This is a genomic window from Methylobacterium sp. C1 (assembly GCF_001854385.1).
Taxonomy (GTDB): domain Bacteria; phylum Pseudomonadota; class Alphaproteobacteria; order Rhizobiales; family Beijerinckiaceae; genus Methylobacterium; species Methylobacterium radiotolerans.
Genome location: NZ_CP017640.1, coordinates 681,438 through 698,812 on the forward strand (window position 1 = coordinate 681,438; position 17,375 = coordinate 698,812).

Annotated in this window: 20 protein-coding genes, 1 tRNA gene and 1 pseudogene; 17 read left to right on the forward strand and 5 right to left on the reverse strand. The window is 69.4% G+C overall.

Annotated features, from left to right (window positions below):
• Nucleotides 1–180 precede the first annotated feature (180 nt).
• Both BKE41_RS03105 and BKE41_RS31030 read left to right on the forward strand, forming a co-directional pair.
• Nucleotides 181–576, forward strand: a complete 396-nt coding sequence (locus tag BKE41_RS03105; RefSeq protein WP_070998510.1) for a hypothetical protein — start codon at nucleotides 181–183, stop codon at nucleotides 574–576.
• On the forward strand, nucleotides 576–716 hold the full coding sequence (locus BKE41_RS31030) for a hypothetical protein (protein ID WP_159392712.1): 141 nt from the start codon (nucleotides 576–578) through the stop codon (nucleotides 714–716). The genes BKE41_RS03105 and BKE41_RS31030 overlap by 1 nt, the downstream gene beginning before the upstream one ends.
• Before the next feature lie 23 nt (nucleotides 717–739).
• Here BKE41_RS31030 and BKE41_RS03110 read toward each other — a convergent pair whose 3' ends face one another.
• Complete coding sequence (locus tag BKE41_RS03110) at nucleotides 740–1,093, reverse strand: hypothetical protein (protein WP_059408488.1); 354 nt, start codon at nucleotides 1,091–1,093, stop codon at nucleotides 740–742.
• A gap of 282 nt (nucleotides 1,094–1,375) precedes the next feature.
• Here BKE41_RS03110 and BKE41_RS03115 point away from each other — a divergent pair, with 282 nt between their 5' ends.
• Entirely contained in the window at nucleotides 1,376–1,708 is a 333-nt protein-coding gene (locus tag BKE41_RS03115) for a hypothetical protein (RefSeq protein WP_142585088.1), read from the forward strand.
• A gap of 101 nt (nucleotides 1,709–1,809) precedes the next feature.
• Nucleotides 1,810–2,325: a hypothetical protein gene (locus tag BKE41_RS03120; RefSeq protein WP_142585087.1), complete on the forward strand. Its 516-nt coding sequence runs from the start codon at nucleotides 1,810–1,812 to the stop codon at nucleotides 2,323–2,325.
• Nucleotides 2,326–2,478: 153 nt separating this feature from the next.
• Here the strand turns inward: BKE41_RS03120 and BKE41_RS03125 are convergent.
• Nucleotides 2,479–3,587: pseudogene (locus tag BKE41_RS03125) on the reverse strand (IS5 family transposase).
• A gap of 268 nt (nucleotides 3,588–3,855) precedes the next feature.
• Nucleotides 3,856–3,932, reverse strand: a tRNA-Met gene (locus BKE41_RS03130).
• Nucleotides 3,933–4,191: 259 nt separating this feature from the next.
• Between BKE41_RS03130 and BKE41_RS03135 the strand changes: the two genes are divergently transcribed.
• From BKE41_RS03135 to guaA, 8 genes are all read left to right on the forward strand, one after another.
• The gene (locus BKE41_RS03135; protein ID WP_058606545.1) at nucleotides 4,192–4,647 is read left to right on the forward strand and encodes a CHRD domain-containing protein; all 456 of its coding nucleotides are present in this window, start codon (nucleotides 4,192–4,194) and stop codon (nucleotides 4,645–4,647) included.
• Nucleotides 4,648–4,721: 74 nt separating this feature from the next.
• On the forward strand, nucleotides 4,722–5,060 hold the full coding sequence (locus BKE41_RS03140; RefSeq protein ID WP_012317452.1) for a hypothetical protein: 339 nt from the start codon (nucleotides 4,722–4,724) through the stop codon (nucleotides 5,058–5,060).
• 113 nt (nucleotides 5,061–5,173) lie between these two features.
• A complete protein-coding gene (locus tag BKE41_RS03145; RefSeq protein WP_070998511.1) occupies nucleotides 5,174–6,079 on the forward strand; it encodes an aldo/keto reductase in 906 nt (301 codons plus the stop codon).
• Complete coding sequence (locus tag BKE41_RS03150) at nucleotides 6,069–6,824, forward strand: NADPH-dependent F420 reductase (RefSeq protein ID WP_012317454.1); 756 nt, start codon at nucleotides 6,069–6,071, stop codon at nucleotides 6,822–6,824. Before BKE41_RS03145 ends, BKE41_RS03150 begins: the two co-directional genes overlap by 11 nt.
• A 107-nt stretch (nucleotides 6,825–6,931) precedes the next feature.
• The gene (locus tag BKE41_RS03155) at nucleotides 6,932–8,305 is read left to right on the forward strand and encodes an MFS transporter (protein ID WP_053620289.1); all 1,374 of its coding nucleotides are present in this window, start codon (nucleotides 6,932–6,934) and stop codon (nucleotides 8,303–8,305) included.
• A 240-nt stretch (nucleotides 8,306–8,545) separates the two neighbouring features.
• Nucleotides 8,546–8,938: a hypothetical protein gene (locus BKE41_RS03160; protein ID WP_024831127.1), complete on the forward strand. Its 393-nt coding sequence runs from the start codon at nucleotides 8,546–8,548 to the stop codon at nucleotides 8,936–8,938.
• A complete protein-coding gene (locus BKE41_RS03165) occupies nucleotides 8,935–9,354 on the forward strand; it encodes a hypothetical protein (RefSeq protein WP_012317457.1) in 420 nt (139 codons plus the stop codon). Before BKE41_RS03160 ends, BKE41_RS03165 begins: the two co-directional genes overlap by 4 nt.
• A 186-nt stretch (nucleotides 9,355–9,540) precedes the next feature.
• Nucleotides 9,541–11,097, forward strand: a complete 1,557-nt coding sequence (gene guaA, locus BKE41_RS03170; protein ID WP_024831126.1) for a glutamine-hydrolyzing GMP synthase — start codon at nucleotides 9,541–9,543, stop codon at nucleotides 11,095–11,097.
• Nucleotides 11,098–11,149: 52 nt separating this feature from the next.
• Here guaA and BKE41_RS03175 read toward each other — a convergent pair whose 3' ends face one another.
• Both BKE41_RS03175 and tsaA read right to left on the reverse strand, forming a co-directional pair.
• A complete protein-coding gene (locus BKE41_RS03175) occupies nucleotides 11,150–11,842 on the reverse strand; it encodes a GDSL-type esterase/lipase family protein (protein WP_012317459.1) in 693 nt (230 codons plus the stop codon).
• The gene (tsaA, locus tag BKE41_RS03180; RefSeq protein WP_071000625.1) at nucleotides 11,839–12,336 is read right to left on the reverse strand and encodes a tRNA (N6-threonylcarbamoyladenosine(37)-N6)-methyltransferase TrmO; all 498 of its coding nucleotides are present in this window, start codon (nucleotides 12,334–12,336) and stop codon (nucleotides 11,839–11,841) included. The genes BKE41_RS03175 and tsaA overlap by 4 nt, the downstream gene beginning before the upstream one ends.
• Before the next feature lie 113 nt (nucleotides 12,337–12,449).
• On the opposite strand from tsaA, the gene BKE41_RS03185 reads away from it, so the two are divergent.
• From BKE41_RS03185 to sdhD, 5 genes are all read left to right on the forward strand, one after another.
• Nucleotides 12,450–13,943 (forward strand): AMP nucleosidase, encoded by a 1,494-nt coding sequence (locus BKE41_RS03185; RefSeq protein ID WP_012317461.1) that lies wholly within the window; start codon nucleotides 12,450–12,452, stop codon nucleotides 13,941–13,943.
• A gap of 156 nt (nucleotides 13,944–14,099) precedes the next feature.
• The gene (locus BKE41_RS03190; RefSeq protein WP_070998513.1) at nucleotides 14,100–14,666 is read left to right on the forward strand and encodes a hypothetical protein; all 567 of its coding nucleotides are present in this window, start codon (nucleotides 14,100–14,102) and stop codon (nucleotides 14,664–14,666) included.
• 425 nt (nucleotides 14,667–15,091) lie between these two features.
• Nucleotides 15,092–16,393, forward strand: coding sequence for an SLC13 family permease (locus BKE41_RS03195; protein ID WP_070998514.1), 1,302 nt, complete (start codon nucleotides 15,092–15,094; stop codon nucleotides 16,391–16,393).
• Between the two features lie 129 nt (nucleotides 16,394–16,522).
• Nucleotides 16,523–16,924 carry a succinate dehydrogenase, cytochrome b556 subunit gene (gene sdhC, locus BKE41_RS03200; protein WP_012317464.1) on the forward strand — a complete coding sequence of 134 codons (402 nt, stop codon included), beginning with the start codon at nucleotides 16,523–16,525 and terminating at the stop codon, nucleotides 16,922–16,924.
• A gap of 10 nt (nucleotides 16,925–16,934) precedes the next feature.
• Nucleotides 16,935–17,354: a succinate dehydrogenase, hydrophobic membrane anchor protein gene (sdhD, locus tag BKE41_RS03205; RefSeq protein ID WP_024831123.1), complete on the forward strand. Its 420-nt coding sequence runs from the start codon at nucleotides 16,935–16,937 to the stop codon at nucleotides 17,352–17,354.
• Nucleotides 17,355–17,375: the final 21 nt, after the last annotated feature.

The window sequence follows — 17,375 nt, forward strand, 5'->3', positions numbered from 1 at the left end:
GCGAGCGAGGGTCACGGGGGTCGTCCTTCCGGTGAGGCTCCACCATGCCTGGGGCGGCCCCGGTGCGCAATCGGAAGTCCCAGAGAAGGTTAGGTTTTCCCTGGGCGATGGGCGACCGCGCCGTCCCGTTCCGAATCGCTCAGAGTGCTATCCTGGCGATGCCGATGGCGGGAGCGGGTGATGGCGCACAAGTATTGGGAGCACAGGTCGGCTTGGGACTTCTACCGCATGCCGGAGGCCGCGCAGACGGCATTCCGCGAGGCGGTCCGCGATGCGCGCTGCGGCGACGAGAAGGCGGTCGAGGCGTTCGTCGAGGCCAGCGTCACCGACCTGATGCGGCCGGTCGTGACCCTTCACGACTTGGTCAGCGACGGGCTCGCCGAGCTGCCCGCCGACGCGCGCCCCGACGTCGAGCGGGTGCTCTTCGGGCAGTTCAACGGGCAGACGTCGCCCATCCGCCTCGTTCGCCAGGTCCTCGACCGCGCCCGGCTGGACGGCCTGAACGACCGCCAGATCGCCGGGGCGGTCACGGTCGTCTTGGAGAGCCACGGGCTCCTTCAGAGGGACCCGGCCTGATGGGCGAGCTCACCCTCTTCGTGTGCTCGGCCGGTTCGGCCGTCCTTCTGATGGGCGTCCTCGCGACGGGGATCCTCTCGGCGCTGGACCGCTCGGATTCGAGCGGGGCGACCACTCCCGCGGGGGAGGCCTGCCCATGAGCCGCCCCGCACCCTCCGCCGACCTACTCGATCGGCTTGCCCGCAGGTTTCCGGGATCCCCCGTTCACGCCGCCTGGCGCGCGCGGGTCGTCGGGGATGTCGTCGAGGCTGTAGTCGGGCCCGATCGGCCGGGCGACACGCTCGCCGGGGGCGGTGGGGAACCGCCCCCGGATCATGTCCTCCGAGAACCCGATGTCGCGCATGATGCTCTCCAGGGCAGCCCGAACCCGGGGCGAGGTGACCGGAAGGAGGGGCTCGCGGGGGTCCTCCAGGAACTCCCGGCACCAGCGCACTCGGGGGTCATTCGGGTCCTGGACCGGGGGCTCCAAGCCGGCGAGGACGCGGATAGACTCGGGTGGATACTCGTCGTCGGGCATGCCACGGATTCTCGGCCCGCCCCCTCGGAGAAGCAAGCCCGGCACGTGCCACGGCACGTGCCAGAGCACGTAGACGGCGAGGCGAGATCCCCGACCCCGCGGGGCGGGCACACCGAACTCGCGCTGGAGCGCCTGGCGGTCCGGGGCGCTCGAATCCGGACGGGGGCCGCCCTGCCCGCCGTCTGGTCGGCCTAAAGCTGAGGGGAGGGGATGATGCGGATTGTGGAGTGAGCCAAGTTCAGCAAGATGCCGAAGGGCACGGTTCCAGGCAGAGGTATGGCGATGCGGATCTACCCCGAGACGCCCGTGCGGATCACGCTGCCCCAGGCCGTAGTTATCCATCCCGACTGGGACCGCCCGACGCCACCGGTCACCCGGCCCGCGGACTTCGAGGTCGTCAAGGCGCGCCTGGTCGCCGCCCTCGCGGCGGAGGTCATCCGGATGCTGGGGGCATGGGTATCTGAGCTCGACCCGGTGGTAATCTACGCCCCCGGGGGCGGCCAGCTTGGCCTGTCGCTCGCCGGGGATCCGGAGGCCCGGATCGTCGTGCCGTCCAGGCTCTCGACGCTGGACTCCATCGTGGCTGAGGTCACCGGCGGGGTGAAGCCTGTTTAAGTCAAATCCGGAGGTTGCCTTAAAAAGGGATCACGCCACCGGTCTGTGTGCCCCCTGTGCGCCCGCGAAAATGAACGAATATTTAGAAGCATCGCTCAAATTTGACCAAATACTATGAACTGACAAGATCACTACAATTTATCGCAAATAAATCCATTTTCTCGCTAAGCTTCGTGAAAGGGGATGTGTTTATATCAGCAGGCCTCGCCGGCGCCGCCGGTCTAAAGAGGCTGACAGATATGCCCTTCACCCAACAGCAACTGACGGACATGTTCTCGACGGGGGCCGAACACGTGGGCCGCGTCGCTGAGCTAAGGAGGTCCGGCGGCGACCCAGCCGCGTACATGAACGATCTCTTCGGCGCCCCCGTCGTCATCGGCGTGTACCGCAAGAAGCGCGGCGGGATCGGCTATCTTGTCGTCAGGGGTGTCGCGCACCTCCAGCGTATCTTGGAGCGGGGCCAGGCCGAGCACCTCCCCGTGGCATACTACCTGTTCGAGTCGGCGGAGGCGGCCACGTTCGCGGCCGACGTCTACGACCGGCATCCGGACGCCCGGTGGGTGGAGGCGCATCTGGACGGGCGCGCCTTCGGCCTCGGCCTCACTTGGACTGAGTGACCGCAGATCGTCGCCGGCAACCGGCTGGGGACCTCCAATTACCGTGATGACGGCGGTCCCTGGGAGGGTTCAGCGGGACGCTGAGCGCTTTGGCGATCTGATGCTGTCCTCACGCTGGTCCCAGGCGGGGCGATAAGCCCTCGATCCCGACCCTCAGGCAGTCCTCGCGTGGTAGCCGATGAGCCACACCGCACGGGTCATGTTGTAGAACAGGTTGGCCAAGCCGATCTTCGTCCGAGCTCTCGCCAAGCCGATGGGCCGCACCACGAGCCTCATCGGCCCCTTCTGCCGGGCAAAGACATGCTCGACGGCCGCGCGGACCTTCGACTTCTCGCCGTTGGCCCGGGCGACGTTCCTGGCCATCGGCTTGCCCGGCGGCTTCTTGCGATGGATGCGGGAGCGGAAGCCGTTGCCCGCCAAGTGTGCCTCGTTAGCCTTCAAGCGGTAGGCGGTGTCAGCCCAGACGTCGCCGGCGGTGTTGGCTTTCGACACCAGGTTGGGCAACTGCGCCCCGTCGTGGCGAGCCGCGTCGGTGGCGGTCCAGGCCCGGATCAGCCCATGACGGCAGTCGATGCCGACGTGGTTCTTGTAGCCGAAGGCCGGCACGGCAATGTCCACGCGCTTCGCCCCGTCCTCGGCCGGCGTGGCCTTCGACCATTTGATCGTCCAGCGCGCGTCGCGGTCCTTCTGAGCGAGCTTGGCCGGCTTGGCCTTCCAGGCGTCGGGCACACGGCTGGCCTTCAGATCCGCCTTCTCGGCCTCGGTGTTGCGCTGCTTGGGCGCGGCCATCACGGTCGCGTCGACGATCTGCCCACCCATCGCCAGGAAACCGGCGTGCCGCGGGGCCGCCTCGTAGACCGAGAACAGCACTGCGATGGCCGGCTTTCCCGCAATTTCTGCCCGGGTGAGCGCCTCGCGGAAGGTCAAGATCGTGTTGGCGTCGGGCACCGGGTCGGACAGCCCGAGCCCAAAGAAGCGCATGAAAAGGAAGCGCATGAAGGAGAGCCTGTCCGTGATCAGGAACTCCGTGCGCTCGTCCGACAGCGAGTGGCTGGCCTGGAGGATCAGCACCTTGAACATGAAGACGAGGTCGAACGGTGGGCGACCGCCCTTCGATCCGTCTGAACGAGACACGGAACGGGCGAGGTCGTCCCGGAACAGCTCGAAATCGACGATGCGGCTCAACCGCTCCCGCGCGTCGCCCTTGGCCGAGAGATCCTTCTGACGCTCATCGACGTCGAAAAACCGGGCTGACCGCGCATCGCAGCACCTCACCGACCGCCGACGCCATCACACCACGAAACCCCTCAAACCGCGAGGTTTTTGGAGGTGTTCGGCTGGGCCGTGCCCTGGAACGGGACACAGGGGCGGTGCGAGGCTGCCCGATGGTCCGCCCGAACGCTCGGAATCGGGCGGATCGCCCGGCAAGCGTGCAAAAAAGTCCGCCCGAGATCCGCCCGAGAACGAGAAAGCCCCGGACGATGGGTCCAGGGCCTAGAACGTAAATTCCTGCGATTTTGAGAGTATTTTTGGTAGCGAGGGAGGGATTTGAACCCCCGACACAAGGATTATGATTCCTCTGCTCTAACCAGCTGAGCTACCCCGCCACGAGCAGCGATCGTCCGCGAGGACGATGCGTGCAGTGGCGGCGGTATAGGGAGAGCGGGCGCTCGGTGTCAACGGTTCTCCGTGCGCAAATCGCGGACGCGGAACTGTCGCGTTCCGCGCCGCACGGATCGCGGAAGGAAATGCTCGGCTGTCACCCGGAGCCGACGGTCGCCGACGCGGCGGCCATGTCCGACTCGCCCGAGGCCGCTAGGTTGCCGCACGGGCCGCGCGACGGCCCGTGAGATCACGGAGCGTTCGATGACAGCGCGCATGAGCCATCGCAGGACGACCAGCATCGCCGTCCTTCTCGTCCTTGGGCTGCCGCTCGCCGCCGGTCCGGCCGTCGCGGCGGGCAAGGAGGTCACCTACCGCGCCGCCCTCAACGGCGGCAGCGAGGTCCCGGCGACCGCGTCCCACGGCGAGGGCGAGGTCACCGCGACCTTCGATCCCGCCACCAAGCGCCTGAGCTGGTCAGGCCGGTACAGCGGCCTCACCGGTCCGGTCACGGCCGCCCATTTCCACGGGCCGGCCAAGGTGGGCGAGAACGCCGGCGTGCTTGTTCCGGTGACGGCGGCGAGCAGTCCCTTCACCGGCGAGGCGACCCTCGACGACGCCAAGGCCGCCGATCTCGCGGCCGGCAAGCTGTACTTCAACCTCCACACCGCCGCGAACCCGAAGGGCGAAATCCGCGGCCAGCTGGAACGCGCACCCTGATCCGGAACAGCGGAAGCCTCGACGATCCGGGCCGCGCCCGGTAGGCGGATCCCGTCCACCTGCCGGAGCCTTCGATGAAGCACACCGACGCCATCATCGCCTGGACACCCGTCCGCTGGGCGGAGCTGAAGCCGGAAACCGCCGGGCAGGTCGTCATCCTGCCCGCGCCCGACACCGCCGGAGAGGCCAAGCGCTACATGATGCGCGCCGGCGCCAGCTCGTCCGCCCTGGCCACCCTGTCAGAGGAAGCGCGCATCGCGCGCCTCTTCATCGACTTCCAGACCGTGGTCGTCCGCGACGGGATCGATCCCCAGGTCGCCCACCGGGCCTTCCTGGCGATCGACGAGTACCGGTTCCGCATCGCCCCCGACACCGAGGGCGCGGAATTCGAGGACCCTCCCGAGGAAGATTAACCTCACCTCATCGGCACGGTTCACCGCGCTCATGGAAGCGTGAGAATTTAGAATACACACATTACGGGCGCGCCCTATCTCCCGGCGGGTCCTCAATTCGTCGGAGGCCGGCCATGCCCGTATCCCGTCGCGCCGTCATCGCCGCAGCCGCCCTCGCTCCGCTCGCCGGCCGCCTCGCCGCGCCGGCGGAGCCTCTGATCCGTCGGCCGATTCCATCGACCGGCGAGATGCTCCCGGCCATCGGGATCGGTACGTCCCGGCGTTACGAGGTCGAACCGGCGCCCGAGGCAGTGGCGCCTTTGAGGGAGGCCGTGAGAACCTTCGTCGATCTCGGCGGATCGGTGATCGACACGGCCCCGAGCTACGGCACCGCCGAGGACGTCCTCGGCCTGATCCTGGCGGAGCCCGGCCTGCGTCGGAAGATCTTCCTCGCCAGCAAGGTGGACACGACCGGCCGCGACGCGACGCTCGCGGAATTCGACCGGTCGCTCAAGCGAATGAAGGTCGACACTCTCGATCTGGTAGCGGTCCACAACCTGATCGACGTGACCGAGAATCTGGCGGCCCTGCGCGACCTGAAGGCGCAGAAGCGCATCCGATACGTCGGCGTCACGGTCTGGCGCGACAACCAGCTCGACGCGCTGGAAGCCGTCATGAGGCGCGAGAGTCTCGACTTCATCCAGGTCAACTACGCCATCGACAACCGCGCCGCCGCCGAGCGCGTGCTCCCGCTGGCCGCGGATCGTGGCACGGCGGTGATGACCAACGTGCCCTTCGGCCGCGACCGACTGTTCAAGGCGGTCCAGGGCAAGGAGCTGCCGGCGGTCGCCAAGGATCTCGGCTGCGCGAGCTGGCCGCAATTCTTCCTGAAATACGTCCTCGGCAACCCCGCCGTGACCTGCCCGATCCCCGGCATGGCGAAGGCTGCCTACGTCGAGGACAACCTCGGCGCCGCGCGGGGCAAGCTCCCGGATGCGGCGCAGCGCAAGCAGATGGAGACGTTCATCGATGCGGTCTGATCTCACCTCGCGCCGCGCGGCGCTCGCCCTCGCGGGCGGACTGGCCGTGGCCGCGGCTCTCCCGGCGGCCGTGCCCGCCCTGGCCCAGGACGGCCCGAAAAAGATCCGGATCGGCGTCATCGGGGCCGGGAATATCGGTGGCACGATCGGGACGCTCTGGGTCAGGGACGGCCACGAGGTGATGTTCGCCTCCCGCCACCCGGAGCAGCTCGCCGCCATGGTCTCGGAGCTCGGGCCGAAGGCGAAGGCCGGCACGCCCGAGGAGGCGATCACGTTCGGGGACGCGGTCTTCATCGCCGTCCCCTACAAGGCCTATCCGGACCTCGCGAAGGAGATCGGCCCGTCCCTCAAGGGCAAGGTCGTCCTCGACGCCGGCAATGCCACGCAGAAGCGCGACGGCGCGCTCTACGACGAGGTCCAGGCCAGCGGGATCGGCGCCACCTCGGCCAAGTACTTCGCCGGCGCCAAGCTCGTGCGCGCCTTCAACGCGGCCAACTACAAGGTCTTCGCCAAGGAGGGCGCGGACGGCGGCAAGGGGCGCGCGGGCGGTCGGATGGCGATCCCGATCGCCGGGGACGACCCGGAGGCGCTGAAGGTCGCCGAGGGTCTTGTCCGCGACGCCGGATTCGATCCGGTGGTGGTCGGCCCGCTCAAGGACGCCGACAAGTTCGCCATGGGCAGCCCGGGCTTCGGCCACGACGTCACCGCGCCTGAGATGCGCGGGAAACTCGGACTGGCGAAATAGGCGCTTCGCCCGACCCCTCGCCGCGCCCTGCGGCGGCGAGGGGTGCGACCGCGTCTCCCCGAGGGAGACTTGTCCGGGGAAGACGCTCGTCTCGGTGAGATCGGCCCATGCCTGAATCCGCCCCCGCCCGCGGCACCCTCGCGCGCCTGATCGACGTTCAGCCCGGGGAGGGTCGGGCGCTGGCATGGTCCTGGGCCTACATCTTCTCGATCCTCGCCGCCTACTACGTCCTGCGCCCCATCCGGGATCAGATGGGCGTCGCTGGCGGCATCGAGAACCTGCCCTGGCTGTTCACCGCTACCCTGGTCGGGATGCTCGCCCTGAACCTGCCCTTCGCCTACCTGGTGAAGCGGATGCCGCGGGCGCGGTTCGTGCCGATCACCTACCGGTTCTTCGCGGCCAACATCCTCGCCTTCGCGCTGACGCTCTATCTCGCGCCCCCCGAGTGGGGCGTGTGGATCGGCCGGGTGTTCTTCGTCTGGCTGTCGATCTTCAACCTGTTCGTGGTGTCGATCTTTTGGGCGACGATCGTCGACGTGTTCTCGAACGCCCAGGGCAAGCGGCTGTTCGGCTTCATCGCGGCCGGCGCGACGCTCGGCGCCATCGCGGGCTCGGCCACCACCGCGATCCTGGCCAAGAATGTCCCGACCTGGGGCCTGATGCTCTGCGCGGTGGTACTTCTCGAGGTCGCGGTGTTCTGCATGCGCGGGCTCTCCGCGCTGTCGACGCAGCTGCACGAGGTGCCCGGCAGCCACGGGGGCGTCGCGGACGGGCAGGATCGGACGATCGGCGGGAGCGTGCTTGCCGGCGTCACCCGGACCCTCGCGTCGCCCTATCTGATCAACATCTCGCTGTTCCTGCTGCTGTTCTCGGTGACATCGACCTTCCTCTATTTCGAGCAGGCGGGCATCGCGAAGCGGAGCTTCCCGGATCGCGGCGCGCAGACGGCGTTTTTCGCCAGCGTCGACCTCGCGGTGAACGTCCTCACCCTAGGGATCCAGCTGTTCCTCACCGGCCGGATCGTGAACCGAATCGGCGTCGCCCTGACTCTGGCGATCCTCCCGGCCTTCAGCATCCTCGGCTTCGCGGCACTCGCCCTCTGGCCGACGATCGGCGTGATCGTGGCGTTCCAAGTGCTGCGTCGGGCCGGCAACTTCGCCATAGCCCGGCCGGTCAGGGAGGTCCTGTTCACCGTCGTCCCGCGGGAGGATCGCTACAAGGCCAAGAGCTTCATCGACACGGTGGTCTACCGGCTGGGTGATCAGGTCGGCGCCTGGTCGTTCACCGGCATCCAGGGAATAGGGCTCGGAAGCGCCAGCGTGGCCGGCGCCGCGATTCCGCTGTCGATGGCATGGCTCGTGAACAGCGTCTGGCTCGGGCGCGCGCAGGAGCGTCGCCGGGCCGAGCAGGCGGCGCTGTCGGGCAGTGAGCCCGAGCGGACCCCGCCTATCGTCCGCGCCGCGGCCTCGTCCAGCGGGTGAGGACCGCTGTCCCCCGCCTACCGGTGCCGCATGAAGTCCCAGACCAGATAGGCCGGGAACGGCAGCATGATCGCGAAGAAGATCCAGTCGAACATCTGAGGCATCAAGCCGTCTCCCGCTCGCTCCCCTGGTTCTACCGGTGTGGCCGGGTGAAGTTCCGTTCGGCCGCGGCGCCCCGTTAAGACGCGGTTTACCCTGACGGGCGACGTATCGCGCTCGGTCCGGGCGCGAGAGAGAGACATGGCGGGACCCGCATGGTCGGCGCCGCGGCGCGGGTGGCGCGCCGCCGCTCCCGCGATGGCCGTCCTCGGGCTCCTCGCCCTGTCGCCGGCGCCGGCCGCCGCGCAGGAGCCGCTCTACATCCGCATCCGCCCGCTGGCGGACGCCGAGGCGGCACGCGTCGCTCGAGAGATGCTCTGGGCCCGCAGGCAGGCCCATGCCCGCGCGGTGATCGAGTCCGTGTGCACCGGTTGCCTCGGCGCCTGGAAGCCCGAGCCGGCGCCGGCCCCGACTCCCGCGCCGGCCGACGACAGGATTGCGAACCTCACCGTTTCGTTAGGGGTTGAACTCGACCCCGGCTCCGGGGCATCCGGGCCCCATCCCGATTCATCGACCTCCGAGAGGCATCCATGACGCAAGCGCATCCGACCAGCGGCGCCGAGCCCGAAGTCGATTGCCCGGTGACCCTCGAGGTTCTGGGCTCCGTGTACCGGGCCGACGACTTCGACCTACCGCTGATTCTGGAGCAGATTCCGCCGCTCAAGCGCGCGCAGCTCGCCGCCTACCTCTACGGCAAGAGCCACATGCACAAGCTCGGGCTGAAGGTTGCCCGCTCCTGCGAGCGCGACGACCTGATCCGCGTGGCCGGCGAGATCGGCTCGGTGATCCACGGGCAGGCACACCTCAAGCCGTCGCGGCCGGCGCCCGAGGCGGCCCCGCAGCTGCGCGCCAAGACTCCGCCCGGCCAGAAGAAGGTGAGCCTCGCCGGTGCCGCCGCGAAGCCCGCGATCAGCCTCGGCGGCTCGGCCAAGGTCCGCAACTTCGACTGAGAGCCGACGCGTTTGGCCAGCCGAGACCGCCGCGCGCGGCTGGCCGCGCCGCGCGGCGCCGGACCGGCAGAAATGCGCACGATTGAGTACCGGCGTCCGGCATTCCTTCGGTGACGGCACGTCGGAAGGTCGGACAACCCGGACTTGTGCGTTGCACGCGCCGCGGCCTTCGGATAATCGCCCGCGATGAACACCGACCACGACAAGATCCTGATCGTCGATTTCGGCTCTCAGGTGACGCAGCTCATCGCCCGCCGGGTGCGCGAGGAGGGCGTCTACTGTGAGATCGTCCCCTTCACGAAGGCCGAGGCGGCGTTCCGCGAGCAGAAGCCCAAGGGCGTGATCCTCTCCGGCGGCCCCGAATCGGTGACCGTGGAGGCATCGCCCCGCGCGCCGCAGCTCGTGTTCGATTCTGGCGTCCCGGTCTTCGGCATCTGCTACGGCCAGCAGACTATGGCGGCCCAGCTCGGCGGTGCCGTCGAGGGCGGTCACCACGCGGAGTTCGGCCGCGCCGAGGTCGAGATCCTGGCCGATTGCCCGCTGTTCAAGGGCGTGTGGCACAAGGGCGAGAAGTACCCGGTCTGGATGAGCCACGGTGACCGCGTCACCAAGCTGCCGGACGGCTTCACCACCGTGGCGATCTCTCGGAACGCACCCTTCGCGGCGGTGGCCGACGAGGCACGCAACTACTACGCGGTGCAGTTCCACCCGGAGGTGGCGCACACTCCCCACGGCGCCCTGCTGATCCGGAACTTCGTGCGCGACGTCGCCGGCTGCTCGGGCGACTGGACCATGGGCGCCTACCGCGAGGAAGCCATCGCCAAGATCCGCGAGCAGGTCGGCTCCGAGAAGGTGATCTGCGGCCTGTCGGGCGGTGTCGACTCGGCGGTGGCGGCGGTGCTGATCCACGAGGCGATCGGCGACCAGCTCACCTGCGTGTTCGTCGATCACGGGCTCCTGCGCCTCGGCGAGGCCGAGCAGGTCGTGGCCCTGTTCCGCGACCACTACAACATTCCGCTGGTCCACGTGGAGGCCTCGGGGATGTTCCTCGCGGCACTCGAGGGCGTCAGCGATCCCGAGGTCAAGCGCAAGACGATCGGCCGCCTGTTCATCGACGTGTTCGAGGCCGAATCGAAGAAGATCGGCGGGGCGAAGTTCCTCGCGCAGGGCACGCTGTACCCGGACGTGATCGAAAGCGTGTCGTTCACCGGCGGCCCGTCGGTGACGATCAAGAGCCACCACAACGTCGGAGGCCTGCCCGAACGCATGAACATGAAGCTCGTCGAGCCGCTGCGCGAGCTGTTCAAGGACGAGGTCCGGGTACTCGGCAAGGAACTCGGCCTGCCCGAGGGCTTCGTCGGCCGCCACCCGTTCCCGGGTCCGGGCCTGGCGATCCGCTGCCCCGGCACGATCACCGGCGAGAAGCTCGAGGCCCTGCGCAAGGCCGACGCGATCTACCTGGATGAGATCCGGCAGGCCGGCCTCTACGACACGATCTGGCAGGCCTTCGCGGTGATCCTGCCGGTGAAGACTGTCGGCGTGATGGGCGACGGCCGCACCTATGACCATGTCTGCGCGCTGCGCGCCGTCACCTCGGTCGATGGCATGACCGCCGACTTCTACCCGTTCGACATGGCCTTCCTGGGCCGGGTCGCGACTCGTATCATCAACGAGGTGAAGGGCATCAACCGGGTGACCTACGACATCACCTCCAAGCCGCCCGGCACGATCGAGTGGGAGTGAGCGGCCGCCGAGCGGTCGGCACAGGCGCGGCGGAGCGCGACCAGCTCGGTCGTCACGGATTGCAGAGCGCCGGTTCGACCGCCTTCATCGCCGGCCGGAACGCCGCGAGATGCAGCCCGTCGCGGAGCGCGCCGGGCTTCGCGTAGCCGGTGTCGCCGTCGCGCAGGGCCGCGAACGGGTCCGTGAAGATGCACCCGAGCCGCCCACAGAGGTTCTGCAATCGACGCGAGTAATCCGCGACCGCTCCCGCGTCGACCAGCTTGCCGATCTCGCGACCGACCGGGGGGAGGGCGGTCACCACGACGCGCGGGCTCAAGGTCTGGAGCCGCCTGACGATGGTCTCGGCGGCGGCCTCGAACTGTTCCGTCGGCTTGTGCAGTTGCGGGTTGTTCTTCACCAGGATGTCGTTGGTCCCGATGGTCAGGACGGCGAGCCGGGGACTCACCTTGAAGGACAGGCGCGCGAGGTAGTCCGCGTAGCTGGCCGCGGTCGCGCCGCTGATGCCGCCGTTGAGGAACTCGAGGCCGCAGGGCCGCTGGCCCCCGGGCTGCAGTTCCACCTGCGAATCGCCGGCCCAGAACACGTAGTCCGGCGGCGCCTCGTCGAGGCTGACCTGCACGGCGATCAGGCGCATCTCCGCGTAGGCCCGCGCGTCGGCCCCTGGCCGATGCAGGCGCCACCCGGCGAACCCGCCGATCGCCAGCAGGGCGAGCCCGCCGAGACCGAGGAGGACGGCGCGCTTCACGGCTCGGCCCCGGCTCGGTCGACCTGGGCGTCCGGCCGCGCGTCCGTGGTGGCGTAGTAGGGCTTGATGTCGAGGAGCGGCGTGCCGTCGAGGCAGTCGAGCCCGCGCACGCGGAGCGCGTCGCCGTCGCGGCCGAGCAGTTCCACGACGGACAGGGCGATCGGGTTGGGACGCGCGGGCGAGCGCAACGAGAAGGTGCCGCGAGGGCCGTCGGCGTGGCGCGGACGCTGGACCACGAGGCCGCGCGTCGCCCGGTCCATCCAGTAGAGCAGGATCAGGTGCGTGCAGCCCGTGACATTGCGCAGGGCGGGGGCGTAGGCCGGATCGACCTCCACGGTGCAGACCGTGTCCGTCTGGAGCCCGTTCTTGGGACAGTCGGACCGCGTCAGCCAGGGCGTCCGCAGCCGACCGATGAAGTGGATGCCCGCGTCGAAGGCCGCGGGCAGCGCGGCCCTCACTTCACCGGGACGGGTCCCGAACTCATCCGCGTCCATGCCGCCTCGCTCCGCGCCGGCCGGCTTGTCGGCCATGTGTTCGCGGCCCGCAACCCCGCATCTCGCCCCCGGATGGCGCGGGGTGTAGATCCGGCAGCAGGAACGGAGGCGACATGATCGAGCGGGAATTGCGGCCGATGCAGGCGGTGGCCGACGCCGGGACCGCCATCGACCGGCTCGTCGAGCTCTACGACGACGCGGCCGGAGCCCTGCGGACCGCGCTGGAGCGATACCTCGCCGGCGGGCCGCCGCCTGACGCCACGGAGCGGCTCGCCTTCCGCTACCCGGAGCTGCGGATCAGCTACCGCCCGGACGGACCGCTGCCGCGGGTCAGGCGCGCCACCGCCAAGCTCCAGGCCGCCGGCACCTACGCCACCACGGTCACGCATCCGGGCTTTTTCCGGACCTATCTGACCCGCCAGCTGGAGCCGCTGATCGCCGACTACGGCATCGCCATCGAGGTCGGCCTGAGCGCGCAGGAGATTCCCTACCCCTACGTGCTGGAGGCGGGGCTGGACGCACGCGGGCGGACCGTCGACGGCGCCGACCTCGCTACCTACTTCCCGGTCCCGCTCCTGTCTCTCGTGGGCGACGAGATCGCCGACGGGACATTCGACCAGATCGCCGGCGAGCCGCTGCCGCTGGCGCTGTTCGACGCGGTGCGGGTCGATTACTCGCTTCGGCGTCTGGTCCATTACACCGGCTGCGACTGGCGCGACGTCCAGCCCTGGATCCTGCTCACGAACTATCACCGCTACGTCGACCAGTTCGTCCGCCACGGGCTGGAGCGGCTCGCCTCGGGCGCGGAGGGGTTCGAGCGGCTGGTCCTGCCGGGCGGCGTGTCCGTGACCCGCGCCGAGGCGGCCGATGCCGACCCCGCGGCGGTCATTGCCGCCTCGCCCTGGCACCGGCACCAGATGCCGGCCTACCACCTGGTGGCGCGCGACGCCGACGGGACCCAGCAGGGCACGACGCTGGTCAATATCGGCGTCGGGCCGTCGAACGCGAAGACGATCACCGACCATCTCGCCGTCCTGCGCCCGGATTGCTGGCTGATGGTCGGCCATTGCGGCGGCCTGCGGCAGTCGCAGACCATCGGCGACTACGTGCTGGCGCACGCCTACCTCCGCCGCGACCGGATCCTCGACGAGCTCGTGCCGCCGGACGTCCCGGTGCCGGCCCTCGCCGAGGTGCAGGTCGCCCTCCAGGATGCCGCCGCCGCGGTGACGGGCGAGCAGGCCGACGCGCTCAAGCGGCGCCTGCGCACCGGCACGGTGGTGACCTACGACGACCGCAACTGGGAACTGCGCTTCAGCCAGGAGCGGCGTCGGATCAACCAGTCGCGCGCGGTCGCGGTGGACATGGAGAGCGGCACGGTCGCCGCCCAGGGCTTCCGCCTGCGCGTGCCCTACGGCGCGCTGCTCTGCGTCTCCGACAAGCCGCTCCACGGCGAGATCAAGCTGCCAGGCGCCGCCAACGCCTTCTACGATCGGGCGGTCTCGGAGCATCTCCAGGTGGGGCTGGCGGCCCTCGACGTGCTGCGGGCCGACCGGCAAGGTCTCCACTCGCGCAAGCTGCGAAGCTTCGACGAACCGCCCTTCCGGTAAAGTCTCGCGAAAACCGGAGAGGAGCGCAGGGTCGCGGCGTGCACGGCCCCGTCTCAGCGACCGACCGCCACGCCGTCAACAATACTCAAGCTTGGATACAGCCTCTGTGAGCGGTGTTGAGAGGTTAAGACACCACACACCAAGCTGAGATTTCCCATGACCCGTATGGCACTCGTTTCCACCGCCCTCCTGGCGGCCGTGGCTCTCGCGCCGTCCGGCGCCGAGGCCCGCGGCCTCGGCGGGGGTGGATTCCACGGCGGCGGCTTCGGCGGGGGCGGATTCCACGGCGGCGGTTTCGGCGGCGGCTTCCGCGGGACCGGGGTCGGCGGCGGAGCCTTCCGGAACGGCGGCTTCGGCGGCGGCGCCTTCCAGAACGGCGGCGTCGGCGGGGCGCGGGTCGGTGGATCGGGCGGCGGCTTCCGCGGTGCGGGGCTCGGCGCGGCCGGCGTCGGTGGCGTCCGGACCGGCGGATACAATCAGGCCGGCCGGTTCGGCGGGGTCGGAAACCGCGGCCTCGCCGGTCGCGGCTTCGTCAACCGCGGCTATTACGGCCACCGCTACGGCCGCGGTGTCGGCTACGGACTCGCCGGCCTCGGGCTCGGCCTCGGCGTCGGGTACGGCCTGGGCGGTCTCGACTACGGCTACGACCACTGCGCCTACAATTACGGCTACGGCGCCTACGATCCGGCCGCCTGCGACAGCTATTACGGCTACGGCTACTGAGTCCGCCGCGCGGGCGCGGTGCCCGCGCTCCGGCTTAGCGACGCGTCCGCGCCCGGCCCTCGAGGCCGGGCGATACCGTTCGGGGACACCCGTGCCCGTCATGCCGCGGGTGACGGTACGCTCCGCGCCGGCATCCCGGAGCGTCGACTGCGGGACGCAGATCCGAGAACCCCTGTCGATGCCGCACGTGTCTCCGCCGGCTTCCGAGGCGCCCGGATCCCGCTGCGCGGCCGCGATGTGAAGCGGGCCGCGTTCGCCTGCCGATAGAGCCGTGCCGAGCAAACCCCTCCCTGCCGACCGAGGAAGCGGTGGCGCCCACAGCCTTCGCCGTCCACGAAGGCTTGCTCAACATCTGCCGAATTGCGAACCGTTCCAATCCGGTGACGATGCCGCCTCCGGTGTAGCGTGGTGCGGGGACGATCGCGGTGAGCGGCGAGGGATTGGTTGCGGCGACGGCGGCGCTGCTCGTGCTGTGCATGGGCCTCTGGTCGACCGCGCTGCTGCCCGAGATCGTCACGGCGCTCGCCTTCTTCGGGATGGCGATGCTGCTGCGGCTCGGCTCTGCCGCCACGGTGTTCTCGGGCTTCTCGTCCTCCGCCTTCTGGCTCGTCCTGTCCGGCATCGTGGTCGGGCAGGGCATGACCCGAACCGGCCTCGGCGCCCGGATGGCGCGGACGCTCGCGCTGCGGCTCTCGGGTTCCTACGGGCGCTTCATCGCCGGGCTGGTGACGCTGAGCTTCCTCATCGCCTTCGTCATGCCGTCGAATCTGGGCCGCATCGCCCTGATGATCCCGGTGACCCTGGCACTCTGCGACGCCTTCGGGCTCGCGGCCGGGCGCCCTGGGCGTACCGGCGCGGTCCTGGCCGTCGGCCTCGCCACGCCGATCCTGTCGGCGGCGATCCTTCCCGCCAACGTCCCGAACCTCGTCATGGCCGGCTCGGCGGAGCACCTGCTCGGCCTGCATCTCTCCTACCTCTCCTACTTCCTCCTGCACGCCCCGGTCCTGGCCCTGGTGAAGGGCGTGCTGCTGGTCGCGCTGATCGTCCGGTTATTCCCCGACGACCTCGCCTCGGCCGCTCCGTCGCTGGCCGAGCGGCCGCCGCTCTCGGCGCCCGAGCGGCGCCTCGCGGTGATCCTCGCCTGCACCTTGATCCTCTGGATGACCGACAGCCTGCACGGCCTCGCGCCCGCCTGGGTCGGCCTCGCCGCCGCGGTGGTCTGCCTGCTGCCCCGGATCGGCGTGCTTCCGCCGGAGGCGTTCCAGCAGGTGAATCTGCGGACCTGCTTCTACATCGCGGCGCTCCTCGGCCTCGTCGCTCTGGTCAATGAGACCGGGCTGGGCGAGCGCCTCGGCCATCTGCTTCTGACGGTGGCGCCGCTGGCGCACGACGCGCCGACGCAGAACTTCGCGGTGCTCACAGGCATCGCCACGGTGGTGACCCTCCTCGTCACTGCCAACGGCGCCCCAGCCCTCTACACGGCTCTGGCGGGCGAGATGACGGAGGCGAGCGGCCTGTCACCCTTGGCGGTCGTCTCGCTGCAGGTGATCGGCTACTCGACCGTGTTCTTCCCCTATCAGGCGCCCCCGATCGTGTTCGCGAGCGAACTCGGGCGGGTCCGCCTCCGGGACGCGACGCGACTGACCCTGAGCTTCGGGGTGCTGTCGCTGCTGGTGGCGGCGCCGCTCGACTACGCGTGGTGGCGCATCCTGGGACAGCTAAAGTGACAGAATCGGCAAAGTGTCGCCCCGGACGGCACATTGCGCCGCACCATGGCGGATTGCGGGTTGCCCGCTCAGCCACTAGCGCTACCAGATTAGAGACGGTCCAGTTCGCAGCTGCGAGGCTTCAACCCGATGGCACCCACCGCCCGCCCGACAGTGGCACAGCCGATGTCGCCGCATCTCCAGATCTATCGCTGGACCTGGACGATGGCGATGTCGGTGTTCCACCGCATCACCGGAACCGCGCTCTATGGCGGGACTGCTCTGGTCGCGATCTGGCTCGTGGCTCTGGCTTCGGGCCCGGTGGGCTACTCTTACGTGGCCGGCTTCTTCGGCTCGATCTTCGGGCGCCTGATCCTGTTCGTCTACACGTGGATCCTGATGCACCACATGCTCGGCGGCATCCGGCACCTGATCTGGGATACCGGCGTCGGGTTCGACCGCGACAAGCGTCTCTCGATGGCCCGGCTGACGCTGATCGGCTCGGTGGCCCTCACCCTCGTCATCTGGGCGGTCGCCCTTCTGGTCCGCTGAGGAGGCCGACATGGCTAAGGAAGAGGTCCGGCAGGACACGCGCGTCTCGATCCGCACCCCGCGCGCACGGGTGCGCGGCCTCGGCGTCTCCCATCACGGCGCCGACCACTGGTGGCTGCAGCGGCTGACCGCCGTCGCCAACGTCGTGCTGATGCTGAGCTTCGTGGTGATCATCGCCAAGATGGCGGGCCGCGGCTACGCGGAGGCGCGGCTCCTCGTCGCGACCCCCCTGGTCTCGATCCTCCTGATCCTGGCGCTGCTGTCGGTGACGGTCCACATGCGCCTCGGCATGCAGGTGATCATCGAGGACTACGTGCACGCGCCGGCGACGAAGATCGCGGCGGTGTTCGCCAACAACGCTTACGCGGTCGTCGTGGCCGTCGCCTGCCTCTACGCGGTCCTGCGCATCGGCTTCGGACAGCCGGCCTGACCCCGCCAACAACGATCTCGA

Excerpts from the sequence above, each read along its gene's own strand:
- BKE41_RS03105 (WP_070998510.1), top strand. The coding sequence starts at position 181 with ATGGCGCACAAGTATTGGGAGCACAGGTCGGCTTGGGACTTCTACCGC.
- BKE41_RS31030 (WP_159392712.1), top strand. The coding sequence starts at position 576 with ATGGGCGAGCTCACCCTCTTCGTGTGCTCGGCCGGTTCGGCCGTCCTT.
- BKE41_RS03110 (WP_059408488.1), bottom strand. The coding sequence starts at position 1,093 with ATGCCCGACGACGAGTATCCACCCGAGTCTATCCGCGTCCTCGCCGGC.
- BKE41_RS03115 (WP_142585088.1), top strand. The coding sequence starts at position 1,376 with ATGCGGATCTACCCCGAGACGCCCGTGCGGATCACGCTGCCCCAGGCC.
- BKE41_RS03135 (WP_058606545.1), top strand. The coding sequence starts at position 4,192 with ATGACAGCGCGCATGAGCCATCGCAGGACGACCAGCATCGCCGTCCTT.
- BKE41_RS03140 (WP_012317452.1), top strand. The coding sequence starts at position 4,722 with ATGAAGCACACCGACGCCATCATCGCCTGGACACCCGTCCGCTGGGCG.
- BKE41_RS03145 (WP_070998511.1), top strand. The coding sequence starts at position 5,174 with ATGCCCGTATCCCGTCGCGCCGTCATCGCCGCAGCCGCCCTCGCTCCG.
- BKE41_RS03150 (WP_012317454.1), top strand. The coding sequence starts at position 6,069 with ATGCGGTCTGATCTCACCTCGCGCCGCGCGGCGCTCGCCCTCGCGGGC.
- BKE41_RS03155 (WP_053620289.1), top strand. The coding sequence starts at position 6,932 with ATGCCTGAATCCGCCCCCGCCCGCGGCACCCTCGCGCGCCTGATCGAC.
- BKE41_RS03160 (WP_024831127.1), top strand. The coding sequence starts at position 8,546 with ATGGCGGGACCCGCATGGTCGGCGCCGCGGCGCGGGTGGCGCGCCGCC.
- BKE41_RS03165 (WP_012317457.1), top strand. The coding sequence starts at position 8,935 with ATGACGCAAGCGCATCCGACCAGCGGCGCCGAGCCCGAAGTCGATTGC.
- guaA (WP_024831126.1), top strand. The coding sequence starts at position 9,541 with ATGAACACCGACCACGACAAGATCCTGATCGTCGATTTCGGCTCTCAG.
- tsaA (WP_071000625.1), bottom strand. The coding sequence starts at position 12,336 with ATGGACGCGGATGAGTTCGGGACCCGTCCCGGTGAAGTGAGGGCCGCG.
- BKE41_RS03185 (WP_012317461.1), top strand. The coding sequence starts at position 12,450 with ATGATCGAGCGGGAATTGCGGCCGATGCAGGCGGTGGCCGACGCCGGG.
- BKE41_RS03190 (WP_070998513.1), top strand. The coding sequence starts at position 14,100 with ATGACCCGTATGGCACTCGTTTCCACCGCCCTCCTGGCGGCCGTGGCT.
- sdhC (WP_012317464.1), top strand. The coding sequence starts at position 16,523 with ATGGCACCCACCGCCCGCCCGACAGTGGCACAGCCGATGTCGCCGCAT.
- sdhD (WP_024831123.1), top strand. The coding sequence starts at position 16,935 with ATGGCTAAGGAAGAGGTCCGGCAGGACACGCGCGTCTCGATCCGCACC.